Origin of the sequence: Rhizobium sp. AN68 (assembly GCF_030758035.1) — a bacterium.
In the GTDB taxonomy this organism is placed as follows: Bacteria; Pseudomonadota; Alphaproteobacteria; order Rhizobiales; family Rhizobiaceae; genus Agrobacterium; species Agrobacterium tumefaciens.
The window spans coordinates 1,988,933-2,008,539 of sequence record NZ_JARWMI010000002.1 but is presented as its reverse complement, the minus strand read 5'-3'; the positions used below and the strand labels follow the sequence as shown (position 1 = coordinate 2,008,539).

Annotated in this window: 18 protein-coding genes; 13 read left to right on the top strand and 5 right to left on the bottom strand. The window is 50.9% G+C overall.

The features are described 5' to 3' along the window. The first annotated feature begins 241 nt into the window (after positions 1-241). Positions 242-1,417, top strand: coding sequence for a polysaccharide biosynthesis/export family protein (locus RBH71_RS12560; protein ID WP_174006480.1), 1,176 nt, complete (start codon positions 242-244; stop codon positions 1,415-1,417). Positions 1,418-1,441: 24 nt separating this feature from the next. On the opposite strand, the gene RBH71_RS12555 is transcribed toward RBH71_RS12560, so the two are convergent. Beyond that, positions 1,442-1,711, bottom strand: a complete 270-nt coding sequence (locus tag RBH71_RS12555; RefSeq protein WP_111796541.1) for a hypothetical protein — start codon at positions 1,709-1,711, stop codon at positions 1,442-1,444. Positions 1,712-1,927: 216 nt separating this feature from the next. Here RBH71_RS12555 and RBH71_RS12550 point away from each other — a divergent pair, with 216 nt between their 5' ends. Continuing rightward, entirely contained in the window at positions 1,928-3,823 is a 1,896-nt protein-coding gene (locus RBH71_RS12550) for a glycosyltransferase family 2 protein (RefSeq protein ID WP_323687343.1), read from the top strand. A gap of 43 nt (positions 3,824-3,866) precedes the next feature. Beyond that, complete coding sequence (locus tag RBH71_RS12545; RefSeq protein WP_323687342.1) at positions 3,867-4,955, top strand: hypothetical protein; 1,089 nt, start codon at positions 3,867-3,869, stop codon at positions 4,953-4,955. A gap of 148 nt (positions 4,956-5,103) precedes the next feature. Here RBH71_RS12545 and RBH71_RS12540 read toward each other — a convergent pair whose 3' ends face one another. Beyond that, positions 5,104-6,168, bottom strand: a complete 1,065-nt coding sequence (locus tag RBH71_RS12540; protein WP_323687341.1) for an NAD-dependent epimerase/dehydratase family protein — start codon at positions 6,166-6,168, stop codon at positions 5,104-5,106. 392 nt (positions 6,169-6,560) lie between these two features. Between RBH71_RS12540 and RBH71_RS12535 the strand changes: the two genes are divergently transcribed. The 7 genes from RBH71_RS12535 to RBH71_RS12505 all read left to right on the top strand — a co-directional run bounded on the left by RBH71_RS12535 (position 6,561) and on the right by RBH71_RS12505 (position 15,535). Then, positions 6,561-9,365: a rhamnan synthesis F family protein gene (locus RBH71_RS12535; protein WP_323687340.1), complete on the top strand. Its 2,805-nt coding sequence runs from the start codon at positions 6,561-6,563 to the stop codon at positions 9,363-9,365. Between the two features lie 444 nt (positions 9,366-9,809). Then, positions 9,810-10,628 carry a hypothetical protein gene (locus RBH71_RS12530; RefSeq protein ID WP_323687339.1) on the top strand — a complete coding sequence of 273 codons (819 nt, stop codon included), beginning with the start codon at positions 9,810-9,812 and terminating at the stop codon, positions 10,626-10,628. Continuing rightward, positions 10,625-11,719, top strand: coding sequence for a GSCFA domain-containing protein (locus tag RBH71_RS12525; RefSeq protein WP_323687338.1), 1,095 nt, complete (start codon positions 10,625-10,627; stop codon positions 11,717-11,719). Before RBH71_RS12530 ends, RBH71_RS12525 begins: the two co-directional genes overlap by 4 nt. 137 nt (positions 11,720-11,856) lie before the next feature. Continuing rightward, positions 11,857-12,438 carry a dTDP-4-dehydrorhamnose 3,5-epimerase gene (rfbC, locus tag RBH71_RS12520; RefSeq protein ID WP_323687337.1) on the top strand — a complete coding sequence of 194 codons (582 nt, stop codon included), beginning with the start codon at positions 11,857-11,859 and terminating at the stop codon, positions 12,436-12,438. 151 nt (positions 12,439-12,589) lie between these two features. Further along, positions 12,590-13,477 (top strand): glucose-1-phosphate thymidylyltransferase RfbA, encoded by an 888-nt coding sequence (gene rfbA / locus RBH71_RS12515; RefSeq protein ID WP_112493193.1) that lies wholly within the window; start codon positions 12,590-12,592, stop codon positions 13,475-13,477. Between the two features lie 17 nt (positions 13,478-13,494). Next, complete coding sequence (gene rfbB / locus RBH71_RS12510) at positions 13,495-14,553, top strand: dTDP-glucose 4,6-dehydratase (RefSeq protein WP_323687336.1); 1,059 nt, start codon at positions 13,495-13,497, stop codon at positions 14,551-14,553. 130 nt (positions 14,554-14,683) lie between these two features. Continuing rightward, positions 14,684-15,535 (top strand): NAD(P)-dependent oxidoreductase, encoded by an 852-nt coding sequence (locus RBH71_RS12505; protein WP_323687335.1) that lies wholly within the window; start codon positions 14,684-14,686, stop codon positions 15,533-15,535. 334 nt (positions 15,536-15,869) lie between these two features. Here the strand turns inward: RBH71_RS12505 and RBH71_RS12500 are convergent, their stop codons facing one another. From RBH71_RS12500 to RBH71_RS26655, 3 genes are read right to left on the bottom strand one after another with little or no spacing between them, the layout of a single operon-like run. Further along, on the bottom strand, positions 15,870-16,571 hold the full coding sequence (locus RBH71_RS12500; RefSeq protein WP_323687334.1) for an SDR family NAD(P)-dependent oxidoreductase: 702 nt from the start codon (positions 16,569-16,571) through the stop codon (positions 15,870-15,872). A gap of 19 nt (positions 16,572-16,590) precedes the next feature. Further along, on the bottom strand, positions 16,591-17,121 hold the full coding sequence (locus RBH71_RS12495) for a lipocalin family protein (RefSeq protein ID WP_323687333.1): 531 nt from the start codon (positions 17,119-17,121) through the stop codon (positions 16,591-16,593). Positions 17,122-17,152: 31 nt separating this feature from the next. Beyond that, complete coding sequence (locus RBH71_RS26655) at positions 17,153-17,467, bottom strand: hypothetical protein (protein WP_416349575.1); 315 nt, start codon at positions 17,465-17,467, stop codon at positions 17,153-17,155. A 495-nt stretch (positions 17,468-17,962) separates the two neighbouring features. Here RBH71_RS26655 and RBH71_RS12485 point away from each other — a divergent pair, with 495 nt between their 5' ends. From RBH71_RS12485 to RBH71_RS12475, 3 genes are all read left to right on the top strand, one after another. Beyond that, positions 17,963-18,400, top strand: coding sequence for a curlin (locus RBH71_RS12485; RefSeq protein ID WP_013761025.1), 438 nt, complete (start codon positions 17,963-17,965; stop codon positions 18,398-18,400). Positions 18,401-18,465: 65 nt separating this feature from the next. Then, entirely contained in the window at positions 18,466-18,864 is a 399-nt protein-coding gene (csgH, locus tag RBH71_RS12480) for a curli-like amyloid fiber formation chaperone CsgH (protein ID WP_111783920.1), read from the top strand. A gap of 168 nt (positions 18,865-19,032) precedes the next feature. Next, positions 19,033-19,446, top strand: a complete 414-nt coding sequence (locus RBH71_RS12475; RefSeq protein WP_162634572.1) for a curlin — start codon at positions 19,033-19,035, stop codon at positions 19,444-19,446. The last annotated feature ends 161 nt before the right edge of the window (positions 19,447-19,607 follow it).

The following is a 19,607-nucleotide window of genomic DNA, read 5'->3' as shown; positions in this document are numbered from 1 at the left end:
AATTCAAACATTTACAACCTAGCGTGGCTCAAACAAACCAACCAAGCAACAAGCCGCAAAAAATTACTACGATCAGATACAATTGCTGCAATGCGGATACAACTGCTGCAATGATGCCGTGATGTCAAATTTTCAAGTTCCACGAAAGGTTTTTTTTCTATGCTCGCTATGCGGGCTAGCCATCATTAACACTTTCTTGCTATTGGGGATCGGCTTGTGGGTTTTAGATATTGGGGAAATTGTGAAGAAAGCTGGCTTGTTTTTGGTAGGGCTGAGCCTGACGTCGTGCAACAATCTTCCCGGTGATGGTCCCTTAGCGTCCGATGTGCTTGAGCAATCGAAGCAATCTACGACGCAGGCGTCCACGGGACAAAACGTAGTGTTCGACATTGTGGACATCGACGTTAATTCTGCGACCCTCATCTCAAAATTTGACGGAAAACTGTTGCAAAGCCGTTTCGGTATCGGTGGAGGCGTGAAGCGTCCTGTCATCGGAATTGGCGATCAGCTCAAGATCACAATCTTCGAGGCTGGCTCTGACGGTCTCTTTTCAACAGGCGATTCTAAACAGACAACGCTCGATATTGTGGTTCAACCGGACGGTAAGGCGGCTATTCCATACGTTGGACTTGTCACTTTCGCCGGAAAGACACTTGAACAGGCACGGCAAACAATATTGGCAGCTCTGGTGAGCAAGGCGGTCGAACCGGACGTCATCATCAATAGCGCTGGAACGGCATCTCGCAATGTGACCGTCTCCGGCGCGGTGAAGAGCCCGGCTGTCGTGCCGCTTAATCTGGTTCCTGAAACGATCATGGAAGTTCTCGCAAAGGCGGGAGGGCCAACAGCTCAGCCATACGAAAGCTACGTCACGCTTACTCGCCAATCGAAGACGGGTACCGTGTTGCTCAAGACGCTGGTGCAAAACCCGAGAGAGAACATCTACGTTCAGCCAGGAGATCAAGTTTTCGTAACCCGAGAGCCACGAACATTTACAGTCCTGGGTTCTGTCAGGTCCAACAACCGACTGGAGTTTGGGGCAAATGATCTCAATCTCTTGGAAGCTGTCGCACTTGGAGGCGGTGGCTCGGCCGAGACCAGCGACATGAAGGGTTACTTTGTGTTCCGATATGAAGAGCCCGATATCGTTATGGACCTGCTGGGCCAGCAGCGTTTCAACGAGCTGATAAGAAAAGGCATGCGGACGGACAAACTTGGCCGCTACCCCATTGTTTATCGCTTCGACATGACCAAAGCCGGCAGCATGCTGACTGGACAGAACTTTGACGTTAAGGCCCGCGACGTCATTTATGCGTCCCGTCATCCATCGGTGGATTTCACACGATTCCTGGCGATCATAGGTCAGCCGGTCGGTATCGTTGCCGGTGGTGCAGGCGTTTACAACAATTTCAACTGATGATGGGCGAGAGGGCGGCGACTGCTATCTTCGCCCCAGCCCCACTATTTTCTTTAACAGGGATGCCAAATAGGTCCAGGCAGACAATGGCACGATTCCGATCTTCTGATAGCCAGCTGGTGTCAGATAGAAATACCGTTCGCCCGAATGCTCACGATAACGCATATAGCCCATATTCAGCGCAACGTTGATGGCCGGCGTCATACAAGCTTCCCAGCCAATCTCATAGGAAGGGACGCCTTCACCGCCCGCTTCGTGCAAAATAGTCAAAACCTGCCTCAGATCGTCACCCATAACTGCATCTAGCAGAAACTGGATGAAACTCCCAACGAAAGGAGAGAGTTTTCCTTAAGCGCTGACGCAGCTTGGTGCCGTTGATTCTTACCGTTGGTTTTTCGACAATAGATTGCAAGCCCGCAACCACGGCTGATATAATGTGGTGTTTCCTGGCAGGCGCCTTACGCACATAATTGAAGTTGATCGCTAAATTGAGAATGGATTTTTGACGGGATGCTGGCGAGTAAGGGAGGCGCACAACAAGGGTTCATTGCGCTGGCGGACAAACCGGTAATGATCAGGATTAAGGGTCGGCGGATCGGCAAGCCCTATGTCTGCATGGTCAATCTTCATCGGCGCGATCGCGTTCCTGAAGTCGTCACTCGCTCCCTGTTGATCGGCATGGATGGCCGGGGGACATTTTTCGGTTGGATGCCAGTCGATCTATCGTCAATCTCGGTCACCACAGGCAAGGGTTCAAAGATGGAGCAATTGCCCTACCAAGCCCGGCAACTCTCATCCATTGAGCTTATCGCGCGCCTCAGTTTTTTCTCGCCCAGAACCGTGGCGCGAGCACTTTATCTTCTTGCGATAGGTAATATTCGCGGCTTCCAATTCCGCATCGTCAGGCTGCTCGATAGCATGGCCGAGCCCTCCTATCTTGAGTGGCGAGATGTGCACTACCGGTCCGAAATCCGGTCAGATGCGGCGGATTTAGCAAAGACCCCAAAGGTTCTCTACTCCATCACTGGGAATGGACCGCTCGCCGAGAAAACTCGAAAATCCCTCGACAATCAGACATATCCATACGTCTGCGAAACTCCGTCGCCTTCGAGTGCAGATGCATTTGCAAATGAGAGGGATGCTATCTGGATACGCCTGCTGGCCGGGATGGAATTCGACAGTGACGCCATTGCCCGTCTTATCAAGCCTATCGCGGACGATGACCAAATCAGTGCGACCTACTGCGACGAGGATTACTTCGACGCGAAATCGGGCCACAGAAAACCCTTTTTCAAACCGGCTTTCAACGCACCTCTGGCACAATCCGGCTGGCTCGCTCCCGATGGAGCAGCAATTCGGGTGGCTGCGTTGCCAACAGACCTAGACCTGACCAGTAGTTCGGCGGGCGAGCTTCTCATTGCAGCCGCCCGCCACGGCAGCATCGCTCATATCCCCGCTCCGCTGCTTCATCGTCCAACGCCCAGACCTCCCGCCCGCGTGATAGCGCCGCCGCCATTAGACCGGCTTTGCAAAGTAAGCGTTGTTATTCCGACAAGAGATCGGGCCGACCTCATGTCGATGTGTCTGGACGGCCTCTTCAACAAAACATCCAATGCAGAGCTTGACGTCATCGTTATTGACAATGACAGCCAAGATGCGAAGACGCTTCAGCTCTTCGAAAGATACGAAGCAAGTGGGCAGATCCGCCGCATCCAGATGCGCGGACCATTCAACTTCGCAAAGGCTTGCAATCTCGGCGTGGATGCCGCGCGGCAAGAACTGATCCTGCTTCTGAACAACGACGTTGAGCCCTTGCACCCGGAATGGCTCGAGCGGATGGTAACGGAACTGGAAGATAAAAACGTCGGAGCTTGCGGCGCTCTCCTCCTCTTCCCGGATGGTTTCATCCAACATGGCGGGGTAACGCTTGGTGCAGGTTCGGTTGCCCGCCACAGTTTTCACTTCCGCCATCCGCAGGGCGGCGAGGATATTGGCCTGATTTCCCAAAGGCGAGAGGTTAGCGCAGTCACCGCGGCCTGTCTTCTTACCCGCAAACAGCTTTGGGCAGATGTGGGCGGCATGAATGAAGCAGCCCTGACAGTTGCCTTCAACGATGTTGATTATTGCTTGAAGGTCTCCGTTCAGGGCAAGAAAATTATCTGGACCCCGCATGCTTGCCTGACGCACCTTGAATCAGTATCCAGACGAGCAGACGATACACCTGAAAAGAAGCGGCGCTTTGCTGCCGAAGAGAAATACATGCATGAAAAATGGGGACCGTTGCTGTCGAATGATCCCCACTATAATCCTAATCTCTCACTGGCTGGTGGAGATTATGTATTGGATGCGTCACCGCGGAAGCTGCACCATCGAACACCAGAGGCGAAGAGGTTGCTCAACCCATGAGATTTGACACCTCTAAGTTACGCCGTGCCTGCGGACCGCAAACATGACGATACTCAAGATTTTCCGGCACGCTATTCACGAAAAACTCCTGCCAAGACCGGCTGTACGTCAGAATGCAGGAGAAACTCGTCAGCGCCCGGTAAAGAATGTCATCGTATTTGGCCGCCATCCCAATCCGACTGCAGACTATTATTTTACTGCGCGCTTCGCCGACCGCCCTGATCTCGACTATCAGCTGGCCGACATAAGAGGCAAGAATTTCGACGATCTGAACGCTGAGGGTGCCCTGGTCATTCTGTGCCGGTACGCTTCCTCAAGCGCTACGAGATGGATCAGGCGCAACCAAGACCAACTTGCAGGTGTCGTTCTGTTTCTCGACGACGACATACCTGCAGTCATTTTAGGACGCGACGCCTCTCTCGCATATCGTTTCTTCCTGTATTATCGTGGTCTCTATCCCCTGAAGCAGCTAAATCGTTATCTCGACGCTGTTTGGGTCTCCACACAACGCCTTGGTGAAAGCCTCGGCGGCGTTGAATTCCTGGTCGTTCCACCGGCCCCTCCTCCGCAATTGTGGGATATCAAAAGAGCATCGCGCCCCTTAGGCAGCGAGGTCCTGATCGCTTATCACGCCACCTCGGTTCATTACAGCGAACATCGATTTCTTCAGCCGATAATCGCTACGGTCCTGCAAAAACGGCCGAACGCGCGGTTTGAGGTCTTTGCTGACCAGCGCGCGAGGAAGATTTGGAATAAGATGGATCGAGTTACGGTGCGTAGTCCGGTCTCCTGGGCTGAGTACCTAGCGGAAAGCACGAACCGACCCATCGATATCATGCTCGTGCCTCTTTGCCCTTCACACGTCAATGCCTGCCGCTCACCAACAAAACGGATTGACGTGGCACGCTTTGGAGCCGCCGCAGTCTTTTCGTTAAGCGAAGCATATGGGACGAACCGGGATGGAGACGAAATTCTCCTGCCATACGATTCGGTGCTTTGGACGGAGGCCATTGTCGATCTCATCGACGATGCAGACTTGAGAGAAAATACAGCTGATGCAACACGTGCCCGCGTCGCATGCATGGCTGAGAAGGCGTGTGATCTTTCAGGACTGAAGATGGGTATCAACTAATACGCGTGCCCCAAAAACGGCTCATCTTCGGTTTCCCCTATGATGCAATCGCCTTGAAAGTATATCGTTTACGTCACCACGATTTCACAGAAACAGCCTCCGGCAAGCCCGGAGCGGTTCAGTGTTCACCTGGTCTGCTCTACTTTCGCTACTGAGTAACAATCCATTGATTGAGTGCATCGATACCATCCTCCATGCCCCAACTTGGAGACCAGTTTAGTCTGGATATAGTCTTCTGCATGTTGCAACTAGCATGCCGTATGTCCCCGTGCCTGTATTGCCCCGTGACATGTGGCGGGGGAGCTCCATAGAAGTTCGCAATTTTACTTGCTAAAGTGTAGAGCGAGATTGGATGACCAGAACCGATATCGTATGCAACGTCTGAATCGGGACCATTCAGAGCAATACTAACAATTGCTTCAGCAACATCGTCGATGTATACGAAATCCCGCACGATATTCCCGTCTTCATATACTGGAATACTCTGCTTGTTTCGCGCTGTGCTCATAAAAAACGGGACTATTCCCGTATAGGAATTGATAAGAGACTGTCCAGGGCCATAGACGTTCTGTAGACGAAGTATCGCTAGTTCAACGCCGAATGATTTTGTCCACGACTCCAATATATGCTCTTGCGCAAGCTTCGTTGAACCGTAAATGCTGGTTGGCCGCGTTTGGGTTGTATCCGCTTCAAAGGGAAGACATCTAAGATTGGGGAAATCCCAGACTTTTTCGTCGAGCATCGATTTCGACCTCTGTCCCGGGTAACTTCTTAGCCCATTGACATCGATCCACTCCCCCTCCCCGTACACTGCTCGACTGGATGTGAGAACAATCCGCTTCGGTATCACTGAGTGCCGCAGAAAAGCATCAAGCATCTGGGTTGTGCCAACCACGTTCACCATGCCATGGCGCGTACTTTCTTTCAGCGACTGGCTAGTGCCGGTTTCCGCGGCAAGATGCAGGACAAGGTCGGGTGAAATACTGTCCAACACACTGTCCCATGTGTCGGCACTTGCGACATCTCCCACGACAAGTTCAATGCGCGGATCGCAAGCCTGTTTCTGCTTTCTACCGTCATGAACTTGGGGATGAAAATTATCGATAACCACTAGTCGATCGAAAGATGAAGCCAGGGACGACGAGATAGCGCCCCCTATAAATCCCGCACCGCCGGTTATAATACAACTTTTCGTCAATTTCTTCCCTAACACGGCAACCAACAACCCTAGCTGACTGACGCGCGTCTCGCTAATTTACGGATAAGCTTCGCGTTGGGTATCGAGATTCCTAATGCCGTATCGCACTGCGGAACTCAAGCCCTTGTCACTTAAAATCAGCGCGCGTCGGCAAACGGATAAAATCGGCTGGTGCTGTTGCCTTGCTACCGCCGGACGAGATCAATGCACCTCTTCCTGGCCATAAGATGCTTGACCAAATATCTAATGAGTTCTGCGGAGAAGATGCCGGTCTTCATATCCGCGTCCCTCCCTAGAAGCAATATTCAGGAGAACCACAGCTGCCTTGTAAAATAAAGGTATTGATGTGGAGCGCATTTTTTGGCAACCCATAGGAGAATTCGGCGAAGCAATCACGGCCAATGTAATTGGCGATCGCAACGCAAAATAGAATAGTCCAATTTTCTACAGGTGAAAACGTGAAACGAGCTGCTGTCACATTCTTTTTCGACGAACAGGGCATTGTTGATGAATACATGTTCTTTCTAGTCGAAAAGCTTCGGGATTTCGTCACTCGTAACGTGTTCGTGTCAAATACTCCTTTGTCTGCAGAGGCAAAAGCGCGTCTTTGCGACCTGGATTGCGAAATCGTTGAACGTGACAACGTTGGATTTGATGTTTGGGCGTACAAGGAAGGCATCGAACATATCGGGTATGAGAACCTGAAAGAATACGACGAGCTCATACTACTAAATCACACTTTTTATGGACCCATTTTTCCATTCAGCGAGCTGTTTGGTAAAATGGAAAAATATGAATGTGATTTCTGGGGAATCACCGCACACAAAGAGATGGTACCTAATCCCTTCACAAATGAAGGAATTTTGCCCAGGCACCTGAACTCGCACTTCATTACAGCCCGTGGGAAAATGCTTCACTCAGAAGATTTCTCTCGTTACTGGCAGACTATCCCGAAAATCGAAAGTTACGTCGATTCTGTACTTCGACACGAGTCTCATTTTACTCAACACTTCATCGATCTAGGCTACCGTTGTGGGGTTTACGACGACGATGAATCATATCCGTCGCCTTATCCCTGCTTCATAAACGTTGACAGCGCGCTTGAAAGGCGCTGCCCAATTTTGAAGCGGCGGGTATTTTTCCACGATTCCGTTTTTCTTGAGCAAAACGCAATAGATCTTCCGAGAGCATTGCGCATAATGCGCCAAACGTCTGATTACGACGAAGGTTTGATCTGGAAAAACATACTGCGATCTTCGAACCTGCGGACACTCAATACAAATGCAGGCCTCACAAAAATCCTACCGGACTCGAGCGTCGGCAGCGACGGTTCGGTGCGCTCTAAGTTAAATATCGCCGTATGCGCTCATATATATTATACAGATCTCCTAGAAGAGACATTGGAATATGCAGCCAACATAAACACACCGTTCGATCTGATTATCACGACAAGTGATCAGGAGAAAAAGCTCGCCATTGAAACCAAATTAGCGAAAATTGGCGGGTACAAGAAACTGCACGTCATCGTCGTTGAGGAAAATCGCGGCAGAGACATGTCGGCGCTATTTATCTCGTGCCGTGAATTCTTCTTGAGCGACCGTTACGATCTCGTTTTGCGGCTGCATACAAAAAAATCTCCACAAGTCGAAGGTGGACGCGGACAGCTGTTCAAGCGGCACATGCTTGAAAATATTGCCGGAACTCCGGATCTTGTCGATAGCGTTCTTCAAATGTTTGAATCGCAACCTTGGACAGGGGTCGCCGTTCCGCCAGTGGTGCATGTTTCCTTTCCGACGATGGGTAAAGCCTGGTTTGCAAACAAACCGAGAGCAATAAAAATTGCGGAAATGCTCGATATCTCGGTCAAGTTCGACGCTAACACCCCTGTGGCTGCCTATGGCACAATGTTCTGGTTTCGCCCCAAGGCGCTGCGTAAGCTATTCGAACACCGCTGGAACTGGACCGACTTCAACGCAGAACCTAATCATACCGATGGGGGGCTGGCGCATGTATTGGAGCGGCTGATTACCTATTGCGCCCAAGACGCAGGATATACGACAACGCAGATACTGAGCAAACATCAGGCAGAATACAATTATGCGATGCTCGAATATAAGCTAGAGCACATTTCGTCATTTATGCCTTGGCACCTGCCTTGGCAATTTCACATGCTTGAGATGTGGAAAAAAGCTGGCTACCCAATCACGACAACGGATGGATCGGGTGATCTTGCTCTCAACCAGATATCCGCGCATGCTGAGCCAAAATCAGAATATGCTGATGTTGTGATTAAACGGATTCACGCCAATAATCATCAACAATTGCAGGCGATTTGTGGAGGTCAATGCCCTCCTCTGGACGTCGATATCCAAAAACGACCTGACCTGCACTATCAACGCGAAGTCTGCATTGAGACACTCATGGATTTATGCGGCTTTAATCGCCGACTCTTGCCGAAAATCAAGACAAGCCGCCGTGATTCAGGCATCGAAGATGTTCGACATAATGCCGAGATGATCAAGAATTTTGTAAGTTCTATCAGAGGCTTACCTACAAAAACAGAAAATCAGACCGTCCTGCGCCGCAACGTTCTCGAATACATGTTTTTCGCATGGGCCGAAGGGCAGGAACTCGTTAGCCTATTCGATTCTCGGACCTATGCGACGAAGTATCTCGAGACGGAAACGGCGTTCAATCCCCTTGTCCACTATCTGACGGTCGGAGCTACACGTCTCCTCAATCCGCACCCCCTGTTTGACTCTGCATATTACATGTCCCAAGTCGGTGGCAGAACTGTCGCAAATCCCCTGACGGATTATGTGAAGTTTGGCTGGAAAGAGGGGTTATCGCCACATCCACTCTTTGAGGTACCTTATTACCTTGATAATAACGAAGATGTGGCCAAACATGGCGTTGAACCTCTTTCCCACTTTCTTGTTTACGGGGGCCGTGAAGGAAGAAGTCCGCATTGGGCTTTCGACAGCAAATTCTACTTAAGCGAAAATCCCGCCGTCCACGCGAGCGGCATGAACCCGCTTCTTCATTTTCTCGAAATGGGCGTTCATGAAAACCGTTGGCCGAATAAAAACTTCGATGTTGCCGACTATCGGAGACATTTCAGGAATTTGGATGAATACGATAACAACCCACTCCTTCATTACGTGGCAGAAGTACAAAGAAGGCTTAGGACGGAGGCAAAAGTTCGGAAATGAACCGTATTCATACAGAAGCGGCCGGCAGGACTTCGTCTTCGGGTACAACTCCAATATTTTGTACTCACGAAGCGCCAGACCGTATTTATCCTCGAAATTGGGCGATAGAACCGGTGAACCTCGATCCCATCAACGAGATTTTGTAAGTGACTATCTCCCTCATAGTTGGAGGTCATTTATTGCCTTTAACTTCAGCGGGGAATGGATTCAATCAATCTGTTCAGTAGTCAATTTTTCAATCGCCGACGGACCTTGAAACCAATTTGAAGTGTTCAAGCGGTTAAAAAATGCAATGTATCCAGATTCATAGCTTTATATGCGCCAGCCATGTATCCGGAAAATGGACCGACGGACTTTGGGGCGAAGCTACGCGGTTGCTGATTGACAAAGAATGGGCAAAATTCCAAAACTGCATCCAGTTCATGCAGGAGAGATTTCTAATCAATGGCTACTATCGCTGCCGTTTATTTCGGTCACAGCCATCTGGCTGCAATGATTCCATTCCTCTACAATAGAGAGCTGGAGCACGGAGAGCAGGGAAACGCTATCGAGCATTACGTTTTCGACATATATAACAATCGAAATATATTTAATCAGGATGAGACAAAATTACCCTACGGAATAAACGAAAATGGACGGGTGTATTTTAATCCGTCTCTTCTCGAGCGAGTTCGAGCGCGCGTTCAGTGTGATAGAAAAATTGTATTTATAAGTATGTTCGGCGGAAACTCTCATAACGCCCTGACACTACTATCATCCGATCGAGTTTACGATTTTATGCTCGAAGGTGAAACAGATTTGCCCCTCGATTCAAAACGGGAGTTGATCCCATACGATGCGGTACACGCCGCGATTTATCGCAATACTGAGGCGTTCCTGATCGACCTTGAAGGTCTTGCTGGCAGCGTATCGGAGCCAGTTTATCACGTTCTTTCCCCTCCAACGATCGAAGACGATCATTTGGTTAGCCAAATCGTGACCAACGATGCGATACTAGCTCAGACCGGCAACAGCGTCACTCCTGCAATAATTCGTTACAAATCATGGCAGGTACACAATCGTATTTTTATCGAGAAGTGCAGCCAAATTGGTGCCAACGTTATTTACACTCCCCAAGATGCAATTTCTGACGGCAAATGGCTCGCGACTGATTGTATTTCCAGTGACGCGACACACGGGAATGTTCACTTTGGTGGCTTAATATTCAAGCATATCGAAAAAGTCCTAGGTGGACATTTCGCGGGATGGGACTGGATTAAATGAATACTCGGAGGCCCTCAAACCCCTACAGAAACCTACCTGATTTCACGCGTTGGTCACGCGCCATTGCGGGAGTAAACTTCCACGAAGTCGATCCTGTAACAAATTTTCAATTTAAAATCAGTCGATCTGACAAGGTTGCTACGGCTGGCAGTTGTTTTGCCCAGCATATTGCTAGGCATCTTCAAAACGACGGATATAACTACTTTGTACCAGAGTCTGCCCATCCGATGCTGAACGTTTCCAGCGGGCTCGCTCAAATTTACAACTACGGAACATTCTCCGCAAGATATGGAAATATCTACACCACACGGCAGTTGCTGCAACTGATGAAGCGTGCATTTGGCGAATTTGAGCCGAGAGAAGGCGCATGGACGATCCCTTCAGGACGCAAAGTTGATCCCTTGCGCCCGACGATTCAGCCTAATGGCTTTATAAACGAAGATGAAATGCTCCAAGATCGGGCGCAGCATCTTGCTCACGTGAGATCTATGTTTGAGCAAGCTGATGTTTTTGTGTTCACGCTTGGCCTAACAGAACATTGGTTCTGCCGCGAAGATGGTACGGTTCTGCCTGTGTGCCCCGGTGTCGCAGGCGGTGAATTCAGTGATGAAAAATATGCGTTCGCGAACCTGAACGTGAGTGAAGTAGTGGCTGATTTAAATGAATTCCTTATCAAGCTACGGACAATCAATCCGTCTATTCGCGCAATCTTGACAGTGTCACCCGTTCCTCTAGCCGCGACAGCTATATCACGCCATGTTCTGGTCAGCACAACCTACAGCAAGTCTGTGTTGCGTGTAGCGGCGGAGACAGTGTGTGAATTGCACGACAACGTCGCATATTTCCCGTCATATGAGATTATAACTGGTAGTTACAACCGCGGCCGTTATTATGATGATGGATTGCGAGAGGTTACCGAAGAGGGTGTCGGACACGTTATGCGTTTGTTCATGAAACACGTTGCCTCGGAAAATGAGCAGACTCCGCTACCCGCGTCGCCCGTTCAAGAGAATGATTTGTACACATCACTGGGGAAAGCGGTTCAGACTGTCTGTGAAGAAGCTCTCCTAGACAATGCTTATCAAGAATAGGGCTTTCAAATTTAGCGAAACCAGAAACAACGCCCACCGGTTGAGGAATTTCGTAATTTTGTGTCATACGGCTTGCAATATCCAATCGACGAAGTAGAAACGTGAACTGAACTCAATTTTAAGTCGGCTTGGGACATATGAATTATAGACTTACACTTATCAAACCACGTCGGTTTGGTGACGCGAGAGGTTGGTTCACTGAAGTTTACAGTGAGCAAGCATTTGAAAATCTGGGCATCACAGACCGGTTCGTGCAGGACAATCACTCACTCTCCGTTCCGGCTGGTACGATCCGCGGGCTGCATTTTCAAACTCCTCCATTTGGGCAAGCAAAATTGGTTCGCTGTATTCGCGGCAGCATTTTTGACGTGGCAGTGGATGTCCGGAATGGCTCCCCCACTTATGGCAAGTGGGTCGGTGTGGAGTTGTCTGCCGAGAACGGTCATCAATTGTACATACCGGTGGGATTCGCCCATGGGTTTATGACATTGGCGCCGAATACGGAGGTATCCTATAAAGTTACCTCGGGATACGCCCCCCAGAACGATGGCGGCATCCGCTGGGATGACGAAGCGATTGACATCAAATGGCCTGCTTTGCCAGGGGTGACACCAACGCTCAGCGAAAAAGATCTAAAATTACCAACCTTGAATGAATTTGATAGCCCGTTCATCTATGGCGCGCATGGTGGCGAGCCACTGATACTTGTAGAGCCGTGAGGTTGATCGTGTATTACTTCGAGCTATTCCACGTCCTTTGCTGTCGAGATAGAGCGATCTAGCTTCCTCTGACGAAGTGCAACGTACCGAGCGCAACCAAAAGGCGAAAATCCGGACAACCGGATAGAGTAAAGACTGCAAGGATTTGGTGATGAATACAAAGGGAATAATTCTGGCCGGTGGTAGCGGAACAAGGCTTCATCCGGCAACTCTGGCTGTAAATAAACAGCTCATTCCAGTGTATGATAAGCCGATGATCTATTACCCTCTGTCGGTGTTGATGCAAGCTGGCATCAGAGAGGTGCTGATAATCTCGTCTCCGGAATCACTCGGTAACTATCGAATGCTATTTGGCGACGGCTCAAGGTGGGGGATGTCGATCTCCTATGCGGTGCAGCCGAGCCCCGATGGACTGGCTCAGGCATTCACTATTGGCGCAGAATTTCTAAACGGCTCACCGGCAACATTGGTACTGGGTGACAATATCTTCTTTGGCGCAGGGCTTGAGAAACTTCTGTTGAGCGCAAAGGCCAGAAAACACGGTGCTACAGTATTCACATACGAAGTCGATGATCCGCATCGATACGGAATTGTGGAGTTGGATGGTTCGGGTCGGCCAATTCAGATCATAGAAAAGCCTACGGTACCCAAATCAAATCTCGCGGTAACCGGGCTTTATTTTTACGATGAATCTGTGGTTGAGCGCGCTAGAACTATTAAACCTTCGCCCCGCGGCGAATATGAGATCACTGACCTCAACCAACTTTATCTTGCAGATGGCGAATTGCATATTGAGCGCATGTCTCGCGGCTATGCGTGGCTTGACACTGGCACACATGACAGCTTGCTCGAAGCGTCGGAATTTGTGCGCACAATCCAACACAGACAGGGCACGCACATCGCCTGTATCGAAGAAATTGCGTTTACGAACGGATGGATTTCGGTCGATACACTTGTCGAATATGGGCATCAATTTTCAAAGACAGTATACGGAAAGTATCTCTTGAAAGTTGCCGCCTCGGCAGCCGTTGCCGTTTAATATATGGGAATTAATACATGCGTATTATTGTAACTGGCGGAGCGGGATTTATCGGTTCTGCGTTGGTGCGTTATCTTGTCAATGAAGTGCGCGCCGAAGTCCTGACAGTGGATAAGCTGACATATGCTGGCAATCTAGCCTCGCTAAGTGAGGTTGAGAACGCTCCAAACCATCGTTTCCTTAAAGCCGACATTTGCGACGCAGTTGCTATGAACGAGGCTTTCGACCAGTTTAAACCGAACCTCCTGATGCATCTCGCTGCGGAGAGTCATGTAGACAGGTCCATAACTACGGCAGCCGATTTTATTCAAACAAATGTTGTAGGCACATTTACGCTTCTGGAAGCGGCTCGACGTTATTGGGGCGGTCTTTCGACGTCAGATAAAAGTTCGTTCAGATTCCTGCATGTTTCCACAGACGAAGTTTATGGATCTCTGGGGAATGACGGTCTCTTCAAAGAAACAACACCTTACGATCCATCCTCGCCTTACTCGTCTTCAAAGGCTGCCAGCGATCATCTGGCGATGTCCTGGTGTCGGACATATGGTCTTCCCGTCGTCGTATCGAACTGCTCAAATAATTACGGCCCATATCATTTCCCCGAAAAACTGATACCGCTCACCATCCTTAATGCGCTCGAAGGTAAGAATATACCTATCTATGGCAGCGGCGTTAACGTACGCGATTGGTTGTTCGTCGATGATCACGCTCGAGCATTGCACTTGATTGCAACACGAGGACGGATTGGCGAGAAATACAATGTCGGTGGCCGCAATGAGCGCCGCAACGTCGATGTGGTGACGCGTATATGCGCTCTGATGGACCAATTGCGACCAACCGGCGAGCGTTATGACAACCTAATTGTGAACGTAACTGACAGGCCCGGCCACGATGCAAGATATGCAATCGATGCGAGCAAGCTGGAAAATGAACTTGGCTGGAAAGCAACTGAAAACTTTGATTCAGGCATAGAGAAAACCGTGCGCTGGTATCTTGAGAACGAATGGTGGTGGCGACCGCTTCGGGACGGCGTCTATGCAGGGCAGCGCCTTGGTATTGTTGCAGCAACGGCATAAATATCTGAAGTTTTGCCTATTATTGCGTCCTGGTGATTATACGCAGGCGATTCTACTGCCAGATACCTTGCGGTTACTGGATGGTCACGTAGAGAAATGTTGGCGTCGCGAGGCGCAAGGGTGGTGAATTTTGAAGTATCTTGTAACAGGCGGCGAAGGTTACGTTGGAAGATATGTTGCGCTTTGGCTGATAGAACAAGGGCACGATGTCGTTCTGACTACTCGACGGGGAACGACACACGTTCCGGGTGCGGAGGTCATTAACCTCGACATTCTTAACTCAGACAAGTCCGTCTTCGAAACCGTTGGGCGCCCGGACATCTTGATTCATTTAGCCTGGGAGGATGGTTTCAGTCACGCAAGCGACAAACATCTTAAAAATCTGCCTGGCCACATCAACTTCATCCGGAACATGCTGGAAGGTGGATTGAAGCACGTCGTCGGTCTCGGCACCATGCATGAGGTGGGCTATCATATTGGGCCAATTTCCGAGAACACGGCGACATCGCCTCTCCATGCTTATGGGATAGCAAAAAACCATCTTCGCCTGGTACAGGAACTGTATTGCAAAGAGTTCTCTGCCGTATATCAATGGTTGAGGTGCTTTTACATTTACGGCGAAGACGAGCTTAATAATTCAATATTCGCCAAACTGCTTCAAGCCACAGATGATGGAAAGAAATCGTTCCCACTAAACAGTGGCGAACTTCTTTACGACTTCATCCATGTAAAAAATCTGGGCGCGCAGATTGCAGCAGTGTCGTCTCAGACGGAAGTGGTGGGTGTGATAAATTGTTGCAGCGGTGAACCGGTCAGCTTAAAGACTATGGTGCAACGTTTTGTTAAAGACCACGCACTCGAAATAGAGCTTGATTGGGGAAAGTTCCCACTTCGCGCATATGATTCAAGAGCTATTTGGGGTGACAGGCAAAAATTAGACGCCGCTTTGGCCGCTTATGAGAAGACGCTTCCACAAAACTAGATTCGTCATTTTAAGTGCGTGATTCAATTTGCTTGAAAGTAAGCGTTCGGCTGATGCGTTGGATTTCAGTGTCCAACTCATGAATGTCTCGATTTCAGATAGATATCAGCCTTGGGCTATGCTGGTCTGGTACAGCCAAGAACGTGGATGATGCGCTTAGCGCTCTTTTTCTAGCTGACGAAGAGCCAGTTTTTCCTTCCGATTCCACCCTCTTCAGCCGGACACTCCCTTATGGGAGTGAGCAAATCACGAGACAGCCAGGAAAGAGTTTCAGCGGTATGATGGCCCATCATTCGCTCACTTCAAATTCGCCGGCGTCAACGAATGCCGGCACTCACCATTCGATCCTTGAACCGTCATAGGCAAAAAACTGCCCTGTTTGTACCGGTGTGAGACCATCGATTGTTTCCATCAGGCGCGCGGCAGACTGCTGCGGGGTGAACAAGTCTTTGCCCTTCGAAAATTGCTGGGACAGCTCTGTTTCGACTGTCCCGGGATGAAGCGCCACGATGATGGCCTGTGGGTTTGTGCGGGCGATTTCGATGGCTGCGGTTCGGATGATCTGATTGTGAGCGGCCTTGGACGCCCTGTAGGAGATCCATCCGCCCAATCTGTTGTCGCCAATCGAGCCAACACGCGCGGACAGGGAGGCGAAAATGCTTCGCCTGTCTCTGCGCAGAAGCGGGGTGAAATACTTGAGGAGCAAAGCGGGGCCTATGGCATTGACCGCAAACTGCCTCGCCATTTGAACTTCGTCGATCGCCCTTATCGATTTTTCAGGACCGGCACCATCGACCGTCAAGGCACCGGTTGCGTTGAATATCAGGTCGAAGGAGCCGCGCTGAGCCTCCAGACGGGCGGCAACTTCGCGCACTGTGGTTTCGTTCGTTATGTCGAGACCATCGACGCTTCGCGAGAGCGGCAAGGCAAGCGCGCAACGAGGGTCGGCCTCGAAATACGACAACAGGGCTCCACCAATGCCGCCGGATGCGCCCAAGACGATCGCCCTGTAGCCATTTTCAAGCGACTGCATCATCCATGCGCTCCATCAGCTGTTATTTCTGGACCGGAAACTCGAGCTTGCTGACGTCGTAGCCAAGCTCACGTGCTTTCATGATCATTTCATTGAGCTTCGTTTTGGACGGGATGTTGCGGGCGTAGATCCACACATCGCCGGTCGACGGGTTGGCGCTGATGAACCAGGACTTATCAGGCGATTTGTAGAAAACCCAATAATTGAATGTGATGAAAAGAGGGTAGCGAACGCGCATCTTCGCATTGGTTGATCCGAAATCCTCGATCTTGCCGACGCCGTTCACCGTCTTGAGGCGACCATTCGGATTTCCTGCTCGACAGCCATCTTCTATCAGCACTTCATCTGCCGATGCTCCCTGCCGATAGGTGGAATATCCTGCAACACATCCGTCTGTCAGCAACATGGGTGTACGGCCGATTTCAAGCCAGGTACCGCGGTAATGATCGAGACCCACGGCAACCGGTTTGGGGGCTGCGGAAACCGCAGAACCGGCAAACACAAACAGCGAAAATGTCAGGGCACCAATCACGCGGTTACAATGTCTAAGCATAAACTCCTCCTGTCGATGGCACGGCTCTTGTTCAGATTTCGGTTCGCCGTGAAATGCCGGCATATCTAAGGGCGATAAAGACCATGAGGCTGGCGGCAGAGAACGCATTCAGATTGAGAAGCGTTGCAAGATCGTCTGCCGACCAGGATTGCAGCGGCGCGCCCAGAAACGTCCGCGAGAAAAAGAAAGCGATGAAGACGAGGATTGCCATCGCATATTGCCAGAGCTTCTCGTCTGCGCGGAACGACATGGCTGCAAGCATGATGCAGGCTGCGAAGAAAAATTCGGTGCCAGAAGCCTGGCCGAATAGTTTGGTTTCAAACAGCGTGTCGATTGTTCCCACCAAGGGGAGAGCGAGGCGCGCGGCTAACGGGGATTTTTTTCGCCAGGAATGGTATCGCGAGAAAGAATGGCACCGACAATAGGGTGACAAGCGATGCCACGGCTCCGTCATCGACCAGATACCACACGTAAAGCGGATAAAATGGCTTGTTGAGGATGATGACCCAGGCAACGGTTAGGGTTGCTCGTGTCAGATCATCTCTTGCAGCAGACCCTGCATTTGCGGGCTGGCTAGCGCGGCTTTGAAGCTCCATCGGACCCAGATTCGTCTCCCTTTTCGCCTGAACATTGAAGGCGCAAGCCATGTACGAAAGGCGAGCCAATTTGGTTTCATCCTGCCAAGAAAACTTTAGTCATCATGTTCGTCACCATTGTTGCGACGCTGGGACCATACCCCGCCAATGAACCACGACTGAATAATCTCTTCAGCTTCCGTTCCAACGAGACCGTCTACAACAAAGACGTTCAACCGCGGTCTTATCCGCCTGAGGAGACAGTCATGATCCGTACGTCTTTCGTTGCAATTGCACTCTCCGCTCTCGTTGGCTTCACCGCCACGGCTCCCGCCATGGCCAACGATGTGCGCATCGAACAATATGGCTGGTCGAACTCTGCCGGTGGCGCACAGGAAGGTTATGGCAACCGGATCCGCACCTACCAGAACGGCGGCTATAACCGGATCGTCGGCCATCAATATGGTCGTCACAACCTTTCGGCTGTCGGTCAGGAGGGGCATGACAATTACGGCTCCACCTATCAGAACGGCAGCCGCAACGTGGCGGGCATCGGCCAGTTCGGCTCCAACCACACCACCATCCTGACCCAAGACGGCAACGGCAACATCGCGGCCGGCGTTCAGGTTGGCCGTGGCTGCAGCGCCAATGTGAACCAGGGCGGTAATGATAATGTCGCGGCCTTCGTGCAGGCCTGCCCGTAAGCCGCCGCAGGCCTTGACGTGCAACTGGTCGAGATCAAGTCAACAGATCATCAAGGAGACTAGCCATGCCCTACAGCGTCACACATCCACGCCGCCTGGCGGCTATCCTTGCCGTTGCACTGCTTCCCTTCGGCGCCATTGCAGCCATGTCGACCGCAAATGACCTGAGCGAAGGCAAGCTTTGCGAGATCAAGGCAACACCACAGGCGGGCATGGTCAGGCTGGAGGCCTTCGCAAAGGGCAACACCGGTGCTGGAGGTACCTATGCCTTTCACGTCGAAAATTCAGGAGGCAGCGGGAGTTCCGTCATCAACCAGGGCGGCGGCTTTGATGCCGCTGCCGGGCGTTCGCAACTTCTGAGTTCGGTAACGCTTGGCGCGAAGGGAGCGCAGTACAAGGCAGTGCTCGATCTCGAAATCGATGGCAGACACTTCAGCTGCACGAAGCAGGTTGGCGGCGACTAGGCTGACTTAAACCATACATTTCCACCAGAGAGGGCGCCAGTTGAGCGCCCTTTTCTTTGATCCTCTTGCAGCGACTGAACGACATGTGAATGGGCAATTCCGTTCGGGTTCAGTTGCAGGATGCGAGAGTGGATCATCGGCAAGGGCACTGACAGAATGGAGATCAGAATGACCCGCAACGTGTTGAAATTTCTCACCGTCACTCTGCTTGTTGGAGGCCTTGTGCCGCTCGGATTTACGGCTCCCGCCCATGCCGGTGGCCGCATTTCCTTTGACCTCGCGCCCGACAATTCGGGGAATGGGGATCTTTTCTCAACCGGGCTGCGCGCCTACTCGCTTTATCGCGATCTGAAAGACGCAGACATCCGGCAATTGGGCCGGGGAAATGCGGCAGGCATCGCCCAGAACGGTCGCGGCAATCTCGGCTTTATCCGGCAGCGGGGCAACGGCCATTCCGCAACGTTGCAGCAAAACGGCAATAACAATGCCTATGGCATTTTCCAGTATGGGCGGAACACCGAAACCAACGTGGAGCAGAACGGAGACAACGGCAGCGGCCTGACATTCAGCTACGGCTGGTAAGTGATAGTTTAAAGTAAGCTGAGAAACGCGGCAGGCTTCACGTCGTTTCCGATAGCTCGCCTTCGTCGCTCTTATCATTGGCACTATTGCCGCATGGACCGGCGGCGCTGTCGGTACCACGCGGAGCTGGTTTTACGAGCCGCGTCATGACTGAGACATGC